Origin of the sequence: Pontibacter litorisediminis, assembly GCF_029360645.1 — a bacterium.
GTDB lineage: Bacteria > Bacteroidota > Bacteroidia > Cytophagales > Hymenobacteraceae > Pontibacter > Pontibacter litorisediminis.
On sequence record NZ_JARDUA010000001.1, the window covers coordinates 1080478 to 1098899 of the forward strand.

The following is an 18422-nucleotide window of genomic DNA, read 5'->3' on the forward strand; positions in this document are numbered from 1 at the left end:
GAAAGTATCGTATAAAATTTAGGATGCCAGCCCCCGGCGCACAATAAAAATTTTGAATATTAGTTGTAAAATATATTAAAAAAAAGCTGAACTTTACAGAACGCTGCTATGGCTATGGTTCCTACCTGCACCCATGCTTCTATATTGAACGCTATCTCATTAACGTGAAAACAACATGCTGTACAAACTAACACTTAAAAACTGTGAAAAAACGGTAGTGGTAGACGACACTACGTACGATTACATTCAAAACAACGCATATCTGCAGCAAATTGAGTTCCTGAAGCACCTGCGCATCCACTCTAACGGTTACGCTTTCTTCCAGAAAAACTGGCCGCTTAAGAACGGCAAGTACCGCAACGAGACCATTTACCTGCACAAGATGATTGGGGAGCAGCTACTGGAGAAGCCGGAAAGCGACCTGAAGCTGTACGTGCACTTTAAGAACGGCAACAAGCTCGACTGCCGCCGCGAGAACCTGGAGTGGGCGCCGCTCTGCAAGATCGTCCGCAACACCACCAAAACGGAGAACAAGCTTGGCGTGCGAGGGGTACACAAAGAGGCTCAAAAGTACCGCGCCATCATCCACCATAACAAGCAGCGCATCAACCTGGGCACCTTCGAAACGCTGCAGGAGGCTGCCTTGGCCTACAGCAAAAAATCCGAGGAGCTTTTCGGGAAGACCAAAAGCCTTAAAACCTTCTCCAAGGTATTCGAAGAAGAGGAGACTGCCCCTTTAAACTAATTTCTGCTTAACTTGCACAAATGGGCTAGCCATACCCTGCCCATTTGTGCAAGCTTATGGAAAACACCACAAACCTTAGCGACCTGCTTAGCAGGCACCGCCATGCCTTCGCCCCAGTTCTGGACGCCGACCTGAACGCCGACTGCGTGTGCACACTGGACTTTTCTGAAAAGAACCAGCTGCTGCAGAAAACCAACCTGTTAGACACGGACGCCTTCAACATGGCCGTGGAGCAGATGCTGCTAGAACGGCAGGCGACCGCTGGCGTGGGAGGTTACCTGGAGGACCGCTTCATTTACCGCCGCAGCCGCCACTTCGATGTGGAGGCGCAGAGCCGCAACCTGCACCTGGGTGTGGATGTCTGGCTAAAAGCTGGCACTGCCGTGTTCACTCCCTTGGACGCCACTGTCCACAGCTTCCGGGACAACGATAATTTCGGCGACTATGGCCCCACCATTATCCTGCAGCACGAGCTGGAGGGGGTAACCTTTTATACCTTGTACGGACACCTGAGCCGCTCCTCCCTGCAGGGCCTGCAACAGGGGCAGCGCTTTGCCAAAGGCGAGAAGATTGCCGAGGTGGGTCCCTACCCGGAGAACGGGCACTGGCCGCCGCACCTGCACTTCCAGATCATCGCCGACATGGGCGGTAGGCATGGCGATTTCCCTGGGGTTACCACCACCGCCGAGCGCCACAAGTATGAGCAACTGTGCCCCAACCCCAACCTGATCCTGCAGTGCCGCCACCTGCTGTAAAACGATTCTTTACTAACTTTTAATAATAATTCTTTTCTGCTTATGGTACTGGATTTCGATTCTATCCGGGAGATGATTGTAAACTTTGCCGTACTCTACGGCCTGAAACTCATCGTCGCCGTCTTTATTCTGGTGATTGGCGCATGGGTCATCAGGCGGATGAAGACTTTGATTAACAACCTGATGCTGCGCAAGAGTGTGGACGAGTCGCTGCGCCCGTTTCTGCTGAATATACTTAGCATAGGTCTGTGGGTGCTGCTGCTTGTGCTGGTTGTGGCGCAGCTAGGCGTAGAGATGACCTCCTTTATAGCGGTGCTGGGTTCCGCAGGTCTGGCCATTGGTCTGGCCTTGCAGGGCAGCCTGGCTAATTTTGCCGGCGGAGTGCTTATACTTACCATCAAGCCCTTTAGGGTGGGCGACTTTATTGAGGCGCAGGGCCAGAGCGGCACGGTGCAGCTCATCAACATCTTTAACACGGTACTAAAAACGGCAGATAACAAGACGATTTACATCCCGAACGGGCCGCTGGCCTCTGCGGTCGTGGTCAATTACTCGGTAGAGGCCACACGCCGTGTAGAGCTGCTTTTTACGGTGTCGGTAAACAACGACATCGGTAAAGTGCGGGAGTTGATCCAGGAGTTGATAGACCAGGACGAACGCATCCTGAAAGATCCGGCCCCGGCCATTGTGGTCACTAACTTCGCAGAGCACGCCATCACGATCAGCACCCGCATCTGGTGCAAGCGCGAAGATTACTGGGGCCTGTTTTGGGACATGAACGAGCGTGCCAAGGCTGCCTTCGAAAATAACGGAATCGCCCTGCCGGTGCCGCGCCGCGAGATGGTGGGCGGTATGGCCAGCGGACAGCCTGCTATAAAGGCTTAGTTGATACTGTCGCTAAAAACAGCAGGGGTTGTGCTTCGTCGGCACAACCCCTGCTGTTTTTAGTACGCTTGCCACAATGCGTTAGTCAAACTTTATCGCCTTTACGGGTTTTATGCGGGCGATCATGGCAGCCGGTACAAGTATGGCCAGCATGGTAAGCACCACCGTCAGCGCATTCAGGATCAGGATGGCGCCAATGTTCCAGCTGATGGGCACCCGGTCCATGTAGTAGTTTTCAGGGTCAAGGGGGATGAGTTCGAAATAATACTGCACCAGGCAAAAACCGATGCCCACCACATTGCCCCACAGCAGCCCCTTCAGCGTCAGTTTCAGGCCACGGAAATAGAAGACCTGCCGTATCTGCGCATCGGTGGCCCCCAGAGCCTTCAGCACGCCGATCATGTTTATCCGCTCTATGATCATGATAAATACCGTGGACACCATGTTGAACGTGGCCACAAAAATGATCAGCACCAGGAAGATGACCACGTTTTTCTGCAGCAGCTTCAGCCAATCGAACAGCTGCGCATGGCGGTCAGTGATTTTCTCCAGCTGCAGGTCGTAGTTCATACTTTCAAACACCCGTTCGGCGGCCTGGTCTATCTGCTCAAAATCTTTCAGCACCACCTCCACGCCACCAACAAGTGTATCCGGCCAGTTGTTCAACTCCCGTACCAGCTTAATGTCGCCTATCACAAACACTTCGTCGAACTCCTCCAGCCCGGTATTGTAAATGCCGCTCACCCGTAGCTTTCGTGCACGGGGAGGGTTTTGGATGAAGTAGAAAATGGCCTCATCGCCCACCTTCAGGCGCAGCTTGTTGGCTATCCTGTGGCTCAGCAACACATCTTTGGACGAGGCCGTATCGCTGAATGCCATCAGCTGCCCTGCCTCCAGGTTCTTCTGCATGGCGCTCAGGTCGTAGTTCTTCCCCACGCCTTTCAACACCACACCCAGCACCTCATCCTCTGTCTTGATAATGGCTGTTTTACGCGCAAAAGCCTGCACTTTCTTGATGCCGGGTATTTCCTCCGTTACGCCGATGTTATAGCTTATAGGTGCTCCCTCATACGAGTTGTTGGTATCATACTTGCTGATTTGCAGGTGCGCCCCAAAGCTGAAAATCTTGTCGCGGATCTCGTTACGGAAGCCCTCCAATATCGCAAAAGACACAATCATGATCGCAATGCCTGCAGCTATGCTTATAATTGCTATTTTTGTAACCGACTGCGTAAACGAGCCGGTCTGCACTTCTGATATTTTATCGGATATGTATTTGGAGATGTTCACTCGCCTTAGATCATATTAACAGCCTTAAAGATAGGTATGAATTTTGACTTCTACCTTACAAAAACGATGACACACCCTTTCCTATACCTCTCTGCATCGCTGCTCCTCACGTTGGGCGGCTGCAACTCGAAACAAGTTCCTAGCACGGCCCCTGAGCAAACACCCGCCACCGCCGCAGCCCCAACTCCAGAGACGCAGGCCCTGCGAATGGGCGCCGCCAAGTTGGATGTATACTTGCCACAGCTGGCAGGCAAACGCGTGGGCGTGATCGTGAACCAGACTTCCATGCTCGGCAATACGCACCTGGTGGATACGCTCATCAGCCGCGGTGTGGAGATAAAGACGATCTTTGCACCGGAACACGGCTTCCGTGGCGAGGCCGACGCTGGGGCTCATATCAAAGACGGTACCGACCCCAAAACAGGCCTGCCGATCATCTCGCTCTACGGCAGCAACAAAAAGCCGCTGCCCGAGCAGATAAAGGACCTGGACGTGCTGCTGTTTGATATCCAGGACGTGGGTACGCGCTTCTATACGTATATCAGCACGATGCATTACGCCATGGAGGCCGCCGCCGAAAACGGTAAAGAGGTGATGGTGCTGGACCGCCCCAACCCGAACGGGCATTACGTGGACGGTCCGGTACTGGAGATGGACCAGCAGTCGTTCGTGGGCATGCACCCGATTCCGATCGTGCACGGCCTCACGGTAGGCGAGCTGGCAAAGATGATCAACGGCGAGAAGTGGTTGAAAGGTGGCCTCCAAGCCAAGCTAACGGTAATCCCGATGGAAAATTATGACCACGACATGCCGTACGAGCTGCCGGTGAAGCCTTCGCCGAACCTGCCAAACGCGCAGGCCATCGCCCTTTACCCGTCTATCTGTTTCTTTGAGGGAACAGACGTGAGCGTGGGGCGCGGCACGCCTACACCTTTCCAGGTGATCGGCAGCCCATACTACCAGAAGAAGGATTTCAGCTTTACCCCGGTAAGCACCCCAGGCGCTACCAACCCGCCGCACAAGGACGTTGTTTGCTACGGCAAAGATTTAACAAGTGTGGAGGTTGCTGACAAGGTAGACCTGGCTTACCTGCTGGACATGTACCAGAACTCCAGCAACAAGGACAAGTTCTTCAACAACTTCTTTGAGAAGCTGGCCGGTACCACCAAACTGCGCCAGCAGGTAATTGCCGGTAAGACAGAGGCTGAGATCAGGGCCAGCTGGGAACCGGCTTTATCCAACTATAAAACCAAGCGTAAGCAGTACCTGCTTTACCCAGACTTTAACTAAGCATGAGAGATTTGCGCATCGTGTTCATGGGTACGCCGGACTTTGCCGTGCCTACCCTGCAGACACTCGTGGAACATAAGTATAACGTGGTGGCGGTGATCACCGCTCCGGATAAACCAGCCGGGCGCGGGCAGAAGCTGAACCAGTCGCCGGTGAAGGAGTATGCCGTGGCGCAGGGGATTCCGGTGCTGCAGCCTACAAACCTGAAGTCGGAGGCGTTTTTGGAGGAGTTGCGCAGTTACAAGGCGAACCTGCAGATCATCGTGGCGTTCCGGATGCTGCCGGAGGTAGTATGGGCAATGCCGGAGCTGGGTTCTTTCAACATCCACGCCTCGCTGTTGCCGCAGTACCGTGGGGCCGCCCCCATCAACTGGGCCATCATTAACGGCGAAAAAGAAACAGGCGTAACCTCCTTTTTCCTGAAGCACGAGATCGACACCGGTGATTTGATTTTCCAGGAGCGTGTGCCGATACTGGAGGAGGATGATTTCGGAACGCTGTACGAGAAACTAAAGTACAAAGGTGCCGAGCTGGCGCTGCGAACCGTGCAGGCTATCGAGCGTAGCCATGTGCAGTCGCAGCCACAGGTAACTTCTGCAGAAACGAAGCACGCCCCCAAGATATTTAAGGATACCTGCCAGATTAACTGGGAGCAGCCGGCGCAACAGGTACGCAACTTTGTGCGTGGCCTCAGCCCCTACCCTGCCGCCTGGACAAAACTGAACGGCAAGAATTTTAAGGTTTACAGGGTGGAGGTACTGGAGAATGCCGCTTATACTTCGGCATCCGGCACCATCCACACCGATAACAAGAACTTCCTGCACGTACAAACCGCGACCGGAGCCGTATCCATACTTGACCTGCAGATGGAAGGGAAAAAACGCATGCCGGTACAAGACCTGCTGCGCGGGTATAACTTCGAAGTATAAACAGTATGATAGCCATTGTAGTAGCCGCCGCTGAGAACAACGTGATCGGGAAAGACAACGACCTGATCTGGTACCTGCCTGCCGACCTGAAGCACTTCAAGCGCCTTACCATGAGCCACCCGATGATCATGGGCCGCAAGACGTTTGAGGCAATCGGGAAGCCTCTGCCGGGCCGCACGTCTATCATCATCACCTCCCAAAGAGATTATAAGGCAGAAGGATGCGTGGTGGTACACTCGCTGGAGGAAGCCATTGCCAAAGGCAGCGAACTGGATCCGGAGCAGGTAAGCATTATTGGCGGGGCCAACGTGTACCAGCAGGCGCTCCCGCTCACCGACAAAGTATACCTGACACGCGTGCATCATAGTTTTGAGGGGGATGTGTATTTTCCAGAACTTCCGGAAAAAGAGTGGCAGGTGGTAGAGCAGGAGCACCACGAGCCAGATGAGAAGAACAAGTACAGCTACACTTTCCTGACGCTGGAGCGGAAGTAGAAAAGGGAGCAAGTATAAACGAAGAGGGGACGCTGAAATCAGCGTCCCCTCTTCGTTTATACTTGGTGCTTTGGTTTAGCGCAGGATGTACAGCTTGCCGTAGCCGTTCTTAAAGGTACCGTCGCCGAAGGTGTTGCGGTGCTTCATCTCTTCTTCACCTTTGCTCATGATCACGCGGTACAGGTATACCCCGTTGGCTAGCTTATCGCCATACATGTCGGTGCCGTCCCAGGCATACTCTGTTTTGTTGTTGCCGATGCGCAATGGCCCGAGCTCCTCTTTCATGATTTCCTTCACCACTTTACCGGTAATCGTCAGGATCTGTATCTTCATGTGGTCCGGGATCGTGCTGCCCGTGATCGTGAAGATAAAATTGGTCTTGGTAGAGAACGGGTTCGGGAACGGATAGAAATTTGAAATGCTCGACTCGCTCACTACCTTAAAGCCAATCCTGTACGGCGACACCCCCGACTCCTTCCCGACAGCATCTTTGGCTCTTACCTCCAAGGTGTAGTCGCCGTCTGCCAGCGCTGTCGGCTTGAACTCCAGCTTAAAGTCGTTTGCTTCTGTGGCAGGTGTGTAAACCACCTCCTGGTTATTCATCAGCTCAACTTCTTTCTGTCCCTCCTTCGGAGAAATCAATACCATAGACATTTTAGAAGGATCCTGCAGGAAGACGTGCCTGTTCTCATCTTTCACCGTCACGCTTATCAGCGGGCTCGGCGATACGATATCCCCATCCAAAATATGGATACCATCAAAGGCCACATCCATGATCGGGTGCAGTTTGGACTTCACCCCGAAATTGACCTCATATATGTTGTTGCCATACTCCTGCTCGGGAACCAGGCGCGGGTTCACATAGATGCTTATCCTGTAGTCCCCGTCCAGCTCAGCAGTGGAAACAGTGTGGTTAAAGTATACTGTCTCATTTGGCCCTACTGGCTTTATCTTAAAGCGTGATGTGGTGGAGGAGACCCCGCTCCCGGTAAAGACTACCTCCACTGTCAGTGAGTCGGTAAACGCCGTAGAGGTAACGTTCTGGAAAGCCATCGGCACAGTCAAACTTCCTCTTCCCGCCAGTTGTGTTAGCTCCTCGCTGCTCGCCTTCACCAGGTCAGGGCGTATGACACCCTCCGGCACAGGATCGTACAGCACAAACCACTCCTTTAGCTGCGGCGCCGTCCGGGCCACAGAGTCTGATAAGAAAGCAGTAAGCTTCAGGCTAGGGTATTGGCTGGCATCAATATGAGAAATATCAAGTCTTCTGGAGCTGATTCTATCTTCAAGTACAATCTCCTGCCCTGCAGCGTCAATACCAATCAGGCTCAGCTTATACTTGTCATCGCCACCGGCATAAGCCTTTATGGTGTGGTGCAGCGAACCCCAACGCAGAGCAGGCCCAACTGTCGTAGAAGTTATAGTGCCAGACTGGCGATTAGATTCCAGGGTAACATCCAGCACGATGCTTTGAGCAGTTCGCGGAGTGCCGCCCTCCTTCTCAGCCTCTTCCGAAGAGAAAGTCTTCTCCTGTGCCGTGCCTGGCGCAGCACCTTTCCGGCCAATGATGACGAAAGGGTCACCAGTTTTCAGCTTTTCGATCAGAGAAGAGCCAATGCTCCTGAACGCTGCTTTTGCCTCCTCAGGAAATACACTGAACGGCACATTATTAACAGACATGACCGCTACGTAATAACCTTCCGGAACGGCATCAATAAATCTTTTGATTTTTGCCCTATTGGCTACAGTTGATAAGTTATTTGTATCGAAAATAAACGGAGTGGCGGGGCAGGTAACAGTTCCCCCTAGATTAGTTAGCGGCTCTAGCGTTACATCATTGTAGACTACAAAAAACAAACGCGGGTTAGCGCTGGCGTTAGGATTGCCGCACTGCCAGCTTAGCACTTGATCGCCATCAATATAAAAGCCTTGCGGAGGATGTGCGAATCTTTCGCTTCCACCTGCTGTCCTCAGGCTCAAGAACCTCCTTACTGTATTGAACTCCCACTTTCCGGTTTTTTGGTCTAGCGGCTTAAAGGCTTCCGCCTTCGCTTCTGTAAATTGGCCTTTGTGACTCTGGGACCAGCCTGAATTTACACCCGGAATATGTCTGAATGAATTTTCAACCCAGATTGTATCTTCTTTTGGACTGTAGGAGTTAAAACGCGCGCGCCAGAAATAAACTATGCTATCGTTACTCCCACTAATCAGGTTTACATCCCAAGTGGCAAAAGCTGTTTTACTGACAGTGGTGGACTGGAGCCACGGGCTGGAGAAATTGGCCGTTGTGTCAAGCTCAAAATAGACGCCTCTACCCTCTTGCATCACATTGGCCTGCACGGCTAAAGATACATTCGTGTTCCCAACGATGCTGTACTTCATGGGATAAACAGTCGTTAAGCCACTGGCAGAGATAAATTTTTGGAAAGACGCTGTGTTATTATCTTCCTTTAATTCCTCAATTACTTCAGGGCTATCTAATTTTACCTCAAACACATTGATACCAGTGGATGGGGTGCCTGCATTAGCCAGTTTCAATGCCACTGCATTTTGATAGTAAACCGGAGGTATCTTTAAAGAGTCATAGACTTTGATGGAATTATCAGGGTAGGTACGTTTCACGGAAACATAAATGGAGTCTGTTATTGCTTTACCTAGGTTTTTAACATCGAAATGTAGCACCACTGTATCTGATAAAGCCGTCGCAAGGCTACCCTTTTCATCCTTAAGCTCAAAGCTATTGCTCCTGAACGTGTAGTCTGGCTTGCTAGGAGTGTACAGATGAATTGCCGGATCACCCTGTAAGGCCATTTCCAGCACTAAAGATGTCGCAAAATGAATGCTTGGACTAATACCTGAATACTTGTCGATTACGCTCCGGATAGCCTCCTGTTGCACCTGTCCTAAGGTTTTGTTTTGATACTCTTCCTCTGTAAGCCCTACCCTATACATGGCTAAAGTAAAATCGTGCAGATATGCGTCAAAGCCTGTGGCTGTATGGGCAATAAAAGCGACAGAACCTTTATTTGGAACATTCAGCCAATCTTCGCCTATCGGTGTGAAATTGCTCACGTATGGGTCGTCGATCACATAGGAATTTCCGACGCCACAGCCATTTACCAGAATAATCGGGTATTTGCCGGCGTTTTTGTAATTGCTTGTCGGAAGGGACGGGTATCCCATGTTCAGGTCAGTTACCCCTGCCCCGCTGTGCCCGAAGAATGTAATCAAGGATACTCCTTCATTTACCTCTTTAGAGATATCAACATTTTCTGTTACATCACTCAGGTTCTTCCTGGTTTTCTCAATCACACGTGCGCCCAACAGAGGTCCTTTTGCTATTTCGGTATACGTGGCGATGTAGCCTCCATACTTAGTGAGTTCCAGTGGTAGTCTTCCTCCCCCTAAGTGCAATACGTTTTTCCTCCACTCTAACCCTTCAGGTGTGGCATCATACATTTTTACCTTGTTCAGGTAGTTGATAACATCGGCAGGCGTTCTAGCAAAAACTCTCCCCGTTGGCATAGTTGGCACAAAGTTATTGTTCCTGAAGTCAATCGAGAACATATGGTCGGAAGCCGGGTATCCAAACGTCGGCACTAAGTCCGCTGCCCTAAAATCAAGCTGCTTATACTTTGTATGGCTAGGCTCTAACCCTTTACCTAGCAGGAGAAGGTGCTTTTCGCGGGTAGAAGTATTCAGGAAAGAGCAAAACCGCTTAATGCTAACAGGCGAAAATTCTCCGTAATGGAATTGGTTCACCAGGTCATCGGTAAAGACCAACAGCGTATCGTAACCACCGCCTGCAGCAGAGCTTCGGTAGGCCGCATACTCTTTTGGAGCCGGAAGAGCGCTGCCGTTAGCAGTCTTCATCAACACTTTGTTGGAAATAATGATGTAGTTGTGTTGATCAGGGTTTATACTTCTGAACCTGACGCTTTTTGAGGAGACGGGCAAAAGAGGTGTGTTGGTATCTGCCAGAAGAACTTTTCGGCTGCTGCGCTCACTATTGATAACAAACCCTTTGCTCCCGCCCGCTACATACCCAGGTATACGAACAATATCACCCGTTGAAGTAACATCATAGGCTACAGCAGTAGCTGGTGCCTGCAAAAACTCATAATATAAAGACCCAGAACGTAGCGAGTCAGTATAAAAATGTACTTTGTTGCCAGAGAATACACTCCTCTGAGGGTATATGACTTGTGCAAAAGCTAAACCAACCGTTGGTTTATTCCCATTCACGGTTTGCGGCACCAACTGGAAAGAGAACTTCCCATTAGTGATATTCAGATCTGACAACTCTAAAGGATGTGAGGTCTTAGAAGAGCCAAAATTTCCGTACTCTATTGTAGAAATGGTTCGGGTACTTGCCACTAAAGTATTAATGTCAAACCGATGTGTGCCTTCATTAGGACCAACTGTCACCAAATTAAGCCTTGGTTTCCCCCCTGAAGTAACCACATTCGTTATACCAGTAACCTCAAAGCTCAGTTTCTTAGCGTCAGCACTCGTACCGGAGAACCACCCCTCCCCTTCATCCATCCAAGGCATAATGTTACCACCCTGTTTTCCATAGTACCTCCCAGCACTATATGACGAAGTCTGCAACAACATCGCCTTCTGCCAATGAAACGGCTCCGGCGTCAGCCCACTTGGAGAAAGGTTTGTTTCACGCATGCGCTTGTTGTTACCAGCCGGGTTTACGGTGAGGAAGTAGGCAGCTGTGTCGGTGTACATGCTGGAGAGCTGGTGTACCTGGTGGGCGGGGTTCTTGTACAGCTCTGCGTCCATAGCCCCGTCGTTGCGCTCGCCGTAGAACTCCATGAAATCCTGTGGGTCCAGGCGTCCGTCGGCTTCCCCGGCCACATAAATGGCCACCTCCTTGCCACGGCGGAAAAGCTGCAGATGCTGCGGGTTCACGCTCCCTAACCCTAGCTGCTGCAGATAGGCGTAATCCAGTTTGTAGAGGCCGGTTTCCACCACCTGCAGCTTGTGGTATGTTTTGGAGTAGTCGATCCACTCGTTGCCGTAGACCTCCTGCGCCTGGGTTTTGCCTGCTGTAAAGCTCGCCACCAGGAGGATAACTGGTACTAAAAAGCACTTTATATTAAAAGTCTTATACATAGGGTGATTGCTAAAACTTTATACTTTAGTCGAATGCGTATCCTAATGAAACGATAACGGAAGAAGTGCTGCGGCTACCGACAGAATTGCTCTCGCTGTTGTTGATGCGGGAAAGGGCCAGGTCAAGGTTCAGGCCACCGGTTTTGATGCCTACCCCAAAGTTAGGTTGTATGCGTTTGGTAGTGCCGCCGTCGAAGTTCTGTGTTTCCTGGTAGTTATTGAAGCCAGCGCGTACAAAAACGGAGCTCGCGTAAGCCAACTCCAACCCCACGTGCGGGTCTACTGACACGACATCAGACCCGTAAAGCACGTTGCGCTTTCCATCAAAGGTAAAGTCTATGTCTGTGGCCAGGGCACCTGTGAAGCTGTCGGTAAAGCGGAAGGTTTTGCCTACGCCAAGTACAACCCGCGGCAGGGTAAGTTCTGCTGTGTTCTCCGGCAAGTCGTTACCGGTTTGCAGGTACGCCTCCTCCAGTTCCTCCACGTTGTGGGTCCAGGCGGTGAAGGTGGTGGTGATGTCTTTGGCCATGACTCCGAACTGCCAGGTACCGCGCTGCAGCTGTGCCCCGGCATCAATGCCAAAACCATAGGCATCGGCAAAGTCGCCTACGTTGCGGTAAATGATTTTGGCGCTGGCCCCCAGCTGCAGGCCTTCGATCAGGTTGCTTTTGCGGGCGTAGGAAAGCAGCATGGCGTAATCAGCCACGGAGAAGAAGCGGATGCTATCGTACTGGATGTAGCCGTACTCATTCTGCAGGCGACGGGTATCGGCAATGTCATCCACACCTACCCTGATAAGCGAAACCGCCAGGGCACTGCTCGAGTCCAGCGGCATGGCAAAGCTGGCAAAGTCATTCTTGGCAATGCCGGCAAAGAGCTCTGAGTGCATCAGGCTCACGTTGTACTTGTGCGGCAGGCGCAGCAGTCCAGCGGGGTTCCAGTAGCCGGCGGTGGCATCCTCAGCCAGGGCCGACTGAACATTGCCCATACCCAGCGCACGGGCACCCACTCCCAGGTTCAGGAACTCATTGCTATACTTCGGCGTGGAAACCTGCGCCTCGGCCGCTCTCCACGTTAGCAGCAGCATCACCGCCAGCAGGCAGCGGAGCATAAAGTTGTTCATCCTCTATCGTATAGGTTATATCAATCGCTAAAAATTTTATTGCATTTACCAAAGTACAGCCCTGCGGCTCCTTCCCCTCCTTTTGTGCCCTCCTAACATACTGCGGGCCTTTTTAGTTGACTCCGGCCACAATTTATTTTTATCCAAAATTAATCATTTATAATAACAATTTCCCAGCCTTACAACCAATATAAAAAAAGGGCGTAAAGAATTTTAGACAGTACCTTGCTTTACATAGTACCTTATCATATATTTGCCTCAACATTATAACGGAATCATCATGAAAGTAGAAAACACACAAGTGCAGATGCGGAAGGGAATTCTGGAATTCTGCATACTGGAGATTATCTCTCGTGGTGAAGTTTATGCGTCCGATATGCTAGAGGAGCTCACAGCGGCCAAAATGATCGTTGTGGAGGGTACGCTCTACCCCCTGCTCACCCGCCTCAAGAACGCGCAGCTTCTGGAATACAACTGGGTAGAGTCCACCTCAGGCCCGCCGCGAAAGTATTACCGCCTCACCGACACCGGCAAAGAGTTTCTGGAGCAGCTCCGGCAAACCTGGTCCGAGCTAGTTGACTCCACAGAATTCATTATCCGAAACAAGAAAGCCCAGTAATCATGAAAAAGAACATAAGTATAAACTTGCAAGGCATCATCTTCCAGATTGAGGAGGATGGGTATGAGCAGCTTAGCCGCTACCTGGCCTCTATCAGAACGTACTTTTCTAACTATGAGGGCCATGAGGAAATTGTAGCCGACATTGAGGCCCGTATTGCCGAGATTTTCTCCGCCCGCGTGTCGCCGGTAAAACAAGTGATTACGCAGGAGGACGTGCAATACCTGATCACCCGGATGGGTAACGTAACCGACTTTGAGGTAGAGGAGCCACTGGAGGAGGAGGCCTATGCCTCTGCCGGAGGAGCTGCAGGCACCGAAGCCGGAGCCGAGGCTGGCGCAGGTGCAGCCTACGCCGCAGGCCCTAAAAAGCTGTACCGCGACATGAACAACAAGGTAATCGCGGGTGTATCATCCGGAATTGCCAATTACCTGAAAGTGGACCCGCTCTGGCTCAGGCTGTTTTTCGTGATGCTGGTGCTGCTGGGCGTCGTTTCGGCAGGCGTATCGGCGGCAACAGGCATTATCATCTACGTTATACTTTGGATTGCCATGCCGGAGAGCAACCTGCTGCCCGAGACAAAGGTGCGTAAGCTGTTCCGTGACCCGGACGACAAAAAGCTGGCTGGTGTCTGCAGCGGCATTGCGAAGTACTTTGGCGTGGATGTGGCTGTTCTACGGGTACTTTTCCTGATCTCGATCTTCCTGGGGGGCTTCGGTATACTGGCTTATATCGTGCTCTGGGTTGCCATGCCTGAGGCTGTTACTCTGACCGAGCGCATGCAAATGCAGGGCGACCCGGTAACGCTGGCCGGCATTGAGCGCACCCTGAAGGACAACCTGAACATGCGCGACAGCAACGGTGAGGAAAGCGCGCTGGCAAAAATCATCTTGCTGCCAATACGCCTCATAGCCCAGGTTTTTAACTGGATCGGGCGCGCGCTGGGTCCGGTGCTGGCCTTCCTCATCACCCTGATCCGTGTGGCCGCCGGCGTTATCCTCCTGGTCATATCCATCGGCCTGACGATTGCCCTCTTCTCCACGCTTTTTTTCTCACTTGGCATTATTGATGAGACACAGTACGTAACCATTGGTGATTTTCCGGCCTCCGTGCTTCTCGGGGGCTTTCCCAGGCTCGGATTGGTGGCAGGCTTCTTTGTAGGGCTGATCCCGCTCCTACTGCTCATGGTGCTGGGGGTAAGCTTGCTTATAAAGCGCACCTTCATGAAGCCAATCGTGGGCTGGTCACTGTTTGGGGTGTGGCTGGTGGCACTGTTCACCATGATCGCTACCATTGCCATGTTCAGCGGCAACTTCCGCCGCAGCGGCGAGGTAACCACCAGCAAAACCATACCTGTGGAAGGCATCCGCACCCTTACCCTGGATACCTATGACACCGGCCTGAGCTTCGACAACGTGTATGTAGAGGTGCAGGAAAACGCCGGACCGGACGTGGAAATTATTCAGCGGGTGGAGGCCAAGGGTAAAACCGAGGAGGAGGCCAAGCAGAACGCCCGCATGATCACCTACCGCGCTGTGCTGAATGACTCAACCCTACGCTTTGACAACAGTTACGAGTTTAAAGAAGGCGCTGTCTTCCGTGACCAGGAGCTGAACCTGGTGCTGAGGCTGCCAAAGGACAAACCGCTGCGCCTTACCCGCAACTTTACCTATATGCTGCCAAGCGCTGCATTGGAGGGAGACTACAGCACCGATAAGATTTTGCGCAACACCTGGCAGGTGAGCGGCGACCGCTTGGTGTGCCTGACCTGCGCCGCCGATACCCTCGACACGGAAAGTAACGGGGGCAACGGCGAAAATGGTGAGTTCAACATGGACATTGACATGGATGAAGACGGAGGCTCGGTAGAGATGCGCGGCAGTGTGCTGTTGAATGAGAATGAGTACAGCAGCAACTCCCGCAACTTTAACTTCCGGGATTTCAGGAGCATCACCATCAGCGGGCCTTACCATGTGCAACTGCGCCAGGGCAACAGCTACAGCGTAGTCGTTCGTGCCGAGAACGATGAGTTGGAGCGCATGGAACTGGACCAGAGCGGTGACGGGCTGGAGATCAGTACAAAGCGGAAAAACTTTAGCCTGTTCAACGACCGTGAACCGGTGCTCATCCAAATCACCGCCCCAAACCTCAACACCATCGAGCTGAACGGGGCTATAAAAGCGGATATTGGAAGTATAAAAGCGGAGAACCTGCGTCTGCACTTCTCCGGAGCCGTACAGACAATGGCTAACGTGCAAGTGCGCAACCTGCGGGTGGATGCAGCAGGTGCTACGGTGAGCAAGTTTACAGGCAAGGCCGAGCGTTTCGAGCTGGATGCCACCGGCGCCTGCGGCATTGATGCCGACAACCTTGAGGCCCGCTACGTGGATGTGGACGTAACCGGTGCCGGTGTGGCCGAGGTCTATGCCACCAACACGCTGCGCGCCGATGCCTCTGGCACGAGCCGCATCGTGTACCGTGGCAACCCCAAAGATACCATCATCGACAGCTCTGGCCCCAGCAGCGTGAAGCGCCGCTAAAGCCTTATCCAGTATACAGGCTGGCTGAGTATTCTTGCTCAGCCAGCTTCTACAAATACCGCCACTTAGTACAAAATAAAACTACCTGCCCTGCCACCTTTTCCACGCTATACTATGAGAAACACTGTTCTGCTGCTTCTGCCACTACTTTGGCTTGCTTCGTGCAAAAGCCCGGAGCCTGTCACCCAAAGCGCCCCCGTGTCTTCCGACAGCTCCTCTAAAGTGCAAATAATGATGCTAGGGGTGCCGCATTTTAGTCAGCTACAGGAGGAGGAAAGCAGGACCAGCAACTTCCTGAGCCCACAAAGGCAGGACGAGATTGCAGAGGTAAACAAGCTGTTGCTGGCCTATGCGCCTGACATGATCATGATAGAGCGCGAACCGCTGGAGCAGGCAAAGTATGACTCTTTACTCAGCCAGTTTAAAAACGGGCGGATCCACCTGGAAAGGCTTGAGGGTGGCGCAGGCGAAGTGTACCAGTTTGCCTTTAAACTGGCTAAGGCGGCAGGTCATGACAAGGTATACTGCATCGATCACTTTGAGAGCACCTCGCAGAGCTTGCTAAGCACTGGCGATAACATCGAGATTTTTGAGAAGGGCCTGAAGCAGTTTCAGCTGACGGCAAGAGGCATCACCGCTGATTTTAAGAAGGGCGATATGACGTTCCGGGAGTTCCTGGTTACCCTGAACGAGCCGGAGACGATCGCTTTGTCCCATCGCCAGCTATACAATTTGCCCGCCTATGTGCAAAACGGCTCGTTCCGAAGCTACCAGGGGCTGAACAGAAGCGAGGTTGACACCACCCAGATTGGCGCTGAACTTATCTCCTTATTCTACGAGCGGAACCTTAAGATCTACTCCAACATCCTCAATGCGCAATTGAAGTACAAAGGCAAGCGAATTTTGCTGATAATGGGCCAAACGCATGTTGGCGTGCTGCAGGATATTATAGAGAATAACCCAAACTATGAAATAAGAAGCGTGAACCACTACCTGAGCGGTTCCGAAGTTTAGCAAGCCCGAGCACAATATTTGCACAGTTGCCCGGGTTATACAGAAAGTAGTGTTTGTTTAGTTGTTTGTGTTTATGAGTATCCCAGGCGAGGCCTCTCCTTCCTATGCTGACACATGGAAGGTAGGGGCCTCGCCTAACTCATTCCCCTTTACCGGGCGTCGCTTTGTTGCTAGCAACCTCCAGCCCTTTCTGCTCGCCCAGGTGCAACATCAGGGCGTAGGCGTCCTCAAACTCGTTTTTTACTTTGCCTTCCAATATCGCCTCCGTCAGCGCCTCTTTGATCTCACCTACTGTTTTAGATGGCTTCAGTCCAAAGGTTTCCATGATGATCTCACCGGTGATGACCGGCTGGAAGTTGCGCAGTTTGTCGCTTTCCTCCACCTCCACCAGGCGCTTCTCCACCTTGTCGAAGTTCTGCAGGTAACGCTTTACCTTAGTGTCATTCTTGGAGGTGATGTCGGCACGGCAGAGCTTCATCAGCGCGTCAATGTCATCCCCTGCCTCAAATAACAACCTTCGTATGGCAGAGTCTGTTACAGTCTCCTTCACCAGGGCTATCGGGCGCAGGTGGAGGCGCACCAGTTTCTGCACAAACTTCATGTGCTCGTTCAGGGGCAGTTTCAGGTCGCGGAACAGGCGGGGTACCATGCGGGCGCCACGGTCCTCGTGTCCGTGGAAGGTCCAACCGGCCTTGGGGTGGAAGCGTTTAGTATCAGGCTTGGCGATGTCGTGCATGATGGCCGACCAGCGCAGCCACAGGTCATCTGACACCTGTGCCACATTATCGAGCACCTGCAGCGTATGGTAAAAGTTGTCTTTGTGCGAGTTGCCGTTAATTGTCTCCACCCCGTGCAGCTCCACCATTTTCGGGAAGATAAGGTGCAGCAGCCCCGATGTGAAAAGCAGCTTAAAGCCATAGCTCGGCACCGGCGATAGGATGATCTTGTTCAGCTCATCCGTGATCCGCTCCTGCGACACGATTTTGATCCGCCCCTTATTGTCGGCAATGGCATCAAACGTGTCCGGGTCGATGTCGAAGCCCAGCTGCGTGGCAAAGCGGATGGCCCGCATCATGCGCAGCGGGTCGTCGGAAAATGTGATTCCCGGCTCCAGGGGTGTGCGGATGATCTTGCGGCGCATGTCTTTGGCACCGTTGAATTCATCAATCAGCTCGCCATAGTTCTGCTTATTCAGGCTGATGCCAAGGGCGTTGATGGTAAAATCACGGCGTTTCAGGTCGTCATCCAGCGTGCCCTGCTCCACCTCCGGCTTGCGCGAGTGCTCGCGGTAAGATTCCTTACGGGCCCCTACAAACTCCACCTCCCACTCCCCGGCGCGCAGCATGGCGGTACCGAAGTTCTTGAATACGTTAACCTTCGGCCTATGCGGCAGCTTCTGGGCCACCATGGCCGCCAAGGCAATGCCATCGCCCACGCACACCACGTCGATGTCCTTTGATGGCCTTTTCAGCACCAGGTCCCTCACAAACCCACCGATCACGTAGGCATCCATGCCTAGTTCGCCGGCGGCTTCGGCTACTACATTAAATATGGGGTGTTCTGGCAACTGTACTTTCTCCATCATCTGTAAAATAAAAACCCCAGGCTACG

General features: G+C 52.3%; 13 protein-coding genes. 9 read left to right on the forward strand and 4 right to left on the reverse strand.

Translation table 11 applies throughout. The features are described from left to right. Window positions 1-175 precede the first annotated feature (175 nt). From PXG97_RS04680 to PXG97_RS04690, 3 genes are read left to right on the forward strand one after another with little or no spacing between them, the layout of a single operon-like run. Window positions 176-745 carry an HNH endonuclease gene (locus tag PXG97_RS04680; RefSeq protein ID WP_276496556.1) on the forward strand — a complete coding sequence of 190 codons (570 nt, stop codon included), beginning with the start codon at window positions 176-178 and terminating at the stop codon, window positions 743-745. A 56-nt stretch (window positions 746-801) separates the two neighbouring features. Next, window positions 802-1500: a peptidoglycan DD-metalloendopeptidase family protein gene (locus tag PXG97_RS04685; RefSeq protein WP_276496557.1), complete on the forward strand. Its 699-nt coding sequence runs from the start codon at window positions 802-804 to the stop codon at window positions 1498-1500. 42 nt (window positions 1501-1542) lie between these two features. Beyond that, window positions 1543-2385, forward strand: coding sequence for a mechanosensitive ion channel family protein (locus tag PXG97_RS04690; protein ID WP_276496558.1), 843 nt, complete (start codon window positions 1543-1545; stop codon window positions 2383-2385). Between the two features lie 81 nt (window positions 2386-2466). Here PXG97_RS04690 and PXG97_RS04695 read toward each other — a convergent pair whose 3' ends face one another. Further along, the gene (locus PXG97_RS04695; protein ID WP_276496559.1) at window positions 2467-3675 is read right to left on the reverse strand and encodes an ABC transporter permease; all 1209 of its coding nucleotides are present in this window, start codon (window positions 3673-3675) and stop codon (window positions 2467-2469) included. Window positions 3676-3741: 66 nt separating this feature from the next. On the opposite strand from PXG97_RS04695, the gene PXG97_RS04700 reads away from it, so the two are divergent. From PXG97_RS04700 to PXG97_RS04710, 3 genes are read left to right on the forward strand one after another with little or no spacing between them, the layout of a single operon-like run. Next, a complete protein-coding gene (locus tag PXG97_RS04700; protein ID WP_276496560.1) occupies window positions 3742-4965 on the forward strand; it encodes an exo-beta-N-acetylmuramidase NamZ family protein in 1224 nt (407 codons plus the stop codon). 2 nt (window positions 4966-4967) lie between these two features. Then, window positions 4968-5894, forward strand: a complete 927-nt coding sequence (fmt, locus tag PXG97_RS04705) for a methionyl-tRNA formyltransferase (RefSeq protein WP_276496561.1) — start codon at window positions 4968-4970, stop codon at window positions 5892-5894. Window positions 5895-5899: 5 nt separating this feature from the next. Continuing rightward, window positions 5900-6388 carry a dihydrofolate reductase gene (locus tag PXG97_RS04710; protein ID WP_276496562.1) on the forward strand — a complete coding sequence of 163 codons (489 nt, stop codon included), beginning with the start codon at window positions 5900-5902 and terminating at the stop codon, window positions 6386-6388. Window positions 6389-6463: 75 nt separating this feature from the next. Here the strand turns inward: PXG97_RS04710 and porU2 are convergent, their stop codons facing one another. Together porU2 and PXG97_RS04720 are read right to left on the reverse strand one after the other, a co-directional pair. After that, on the reverse strand, window positions 6464-11515 hold the full coding sequence (porU2, locus tag PXG97_RS04715) for a putative type IX secretion system sortase PorU2 (protein ID WP_276496563.1): 5052 nt from the start codon (window positions 11513-11515) through the stop codon (window positions 6464-6466). 25 nt (window positions 11516-11540) lie between these two features. Further along, window positions 11541-12638 carry a putative type IX sorting system protein PorV2 gene (locus tag PXG97_RS04720; protein ID WP_276496564.1) on the reverse strand — a complete coding sequence of 366 codons (1098 nt, stop codon included), beginning with the start codon at window positions 12636-12638 and terminating at the stop codon, window positions 11541-11543. Window positions 12639-12918: 280 nt separating this feature from the next. Between PXG97_RS04720 and PXG97_RS04725 the strand changes: the two genes are divergently transcribed. From PXG97_RS04725 to PXG97_RS04735, 3 genes are all read left to right on the forward strand, one after another. Further along, the gene (locus PXG97_RS04725) at window positions 12919-13257 is read left to right on the forward strand and encodes a PadR family transcriptional regulator (protein WP_092099323.1); all 339 of its coding nucleotides are present in this window, start codon (window positions 12919-12921) and stop codon (window positions 13255-13257) included. Window positions 13258-13259: 2 nt separating this feature from the next. After that, window positions 13260-15797, forward strand: coding sequence for a PspC domain-containing protein (locus PXG97_RS04730; protein ID WP_276496565.1), 2538 nt, complete (start codon window positions 13260-13262; stop codon window positions 15795-15797). Between the two features lie 114 nt (window positions 15798-15911). Then, window positions 15912-16811, forward strand: a complete 900-nt coding sequence (locus tag PXG97_RS04735) for a DUF5694 domain-containing protein (RefSeq protein WP_276496566.1) — start codon at window positions 15912-15914, stop codon at window positions 16809-16811. 139 nt (window positions 16812-16950) lie between these two features. Here PXG97_RS04735 and PXG97_RS04740 read toward each other — a convergent pair whose 3' ends face one another. Next, window positions 16951-18393, reverse strand: coding sequence for a CCA tRNA nucleotidyltransferase (locus tag PXG97_RS04740; RefSeq protein ID WP_276496893.1), 1443 nt, complete (start codon window positions 18391-18393; stop codon window positions 16951-16953). Between the last annotated feature and the right edge of the window lie 29 nt (window positions 18394-18422).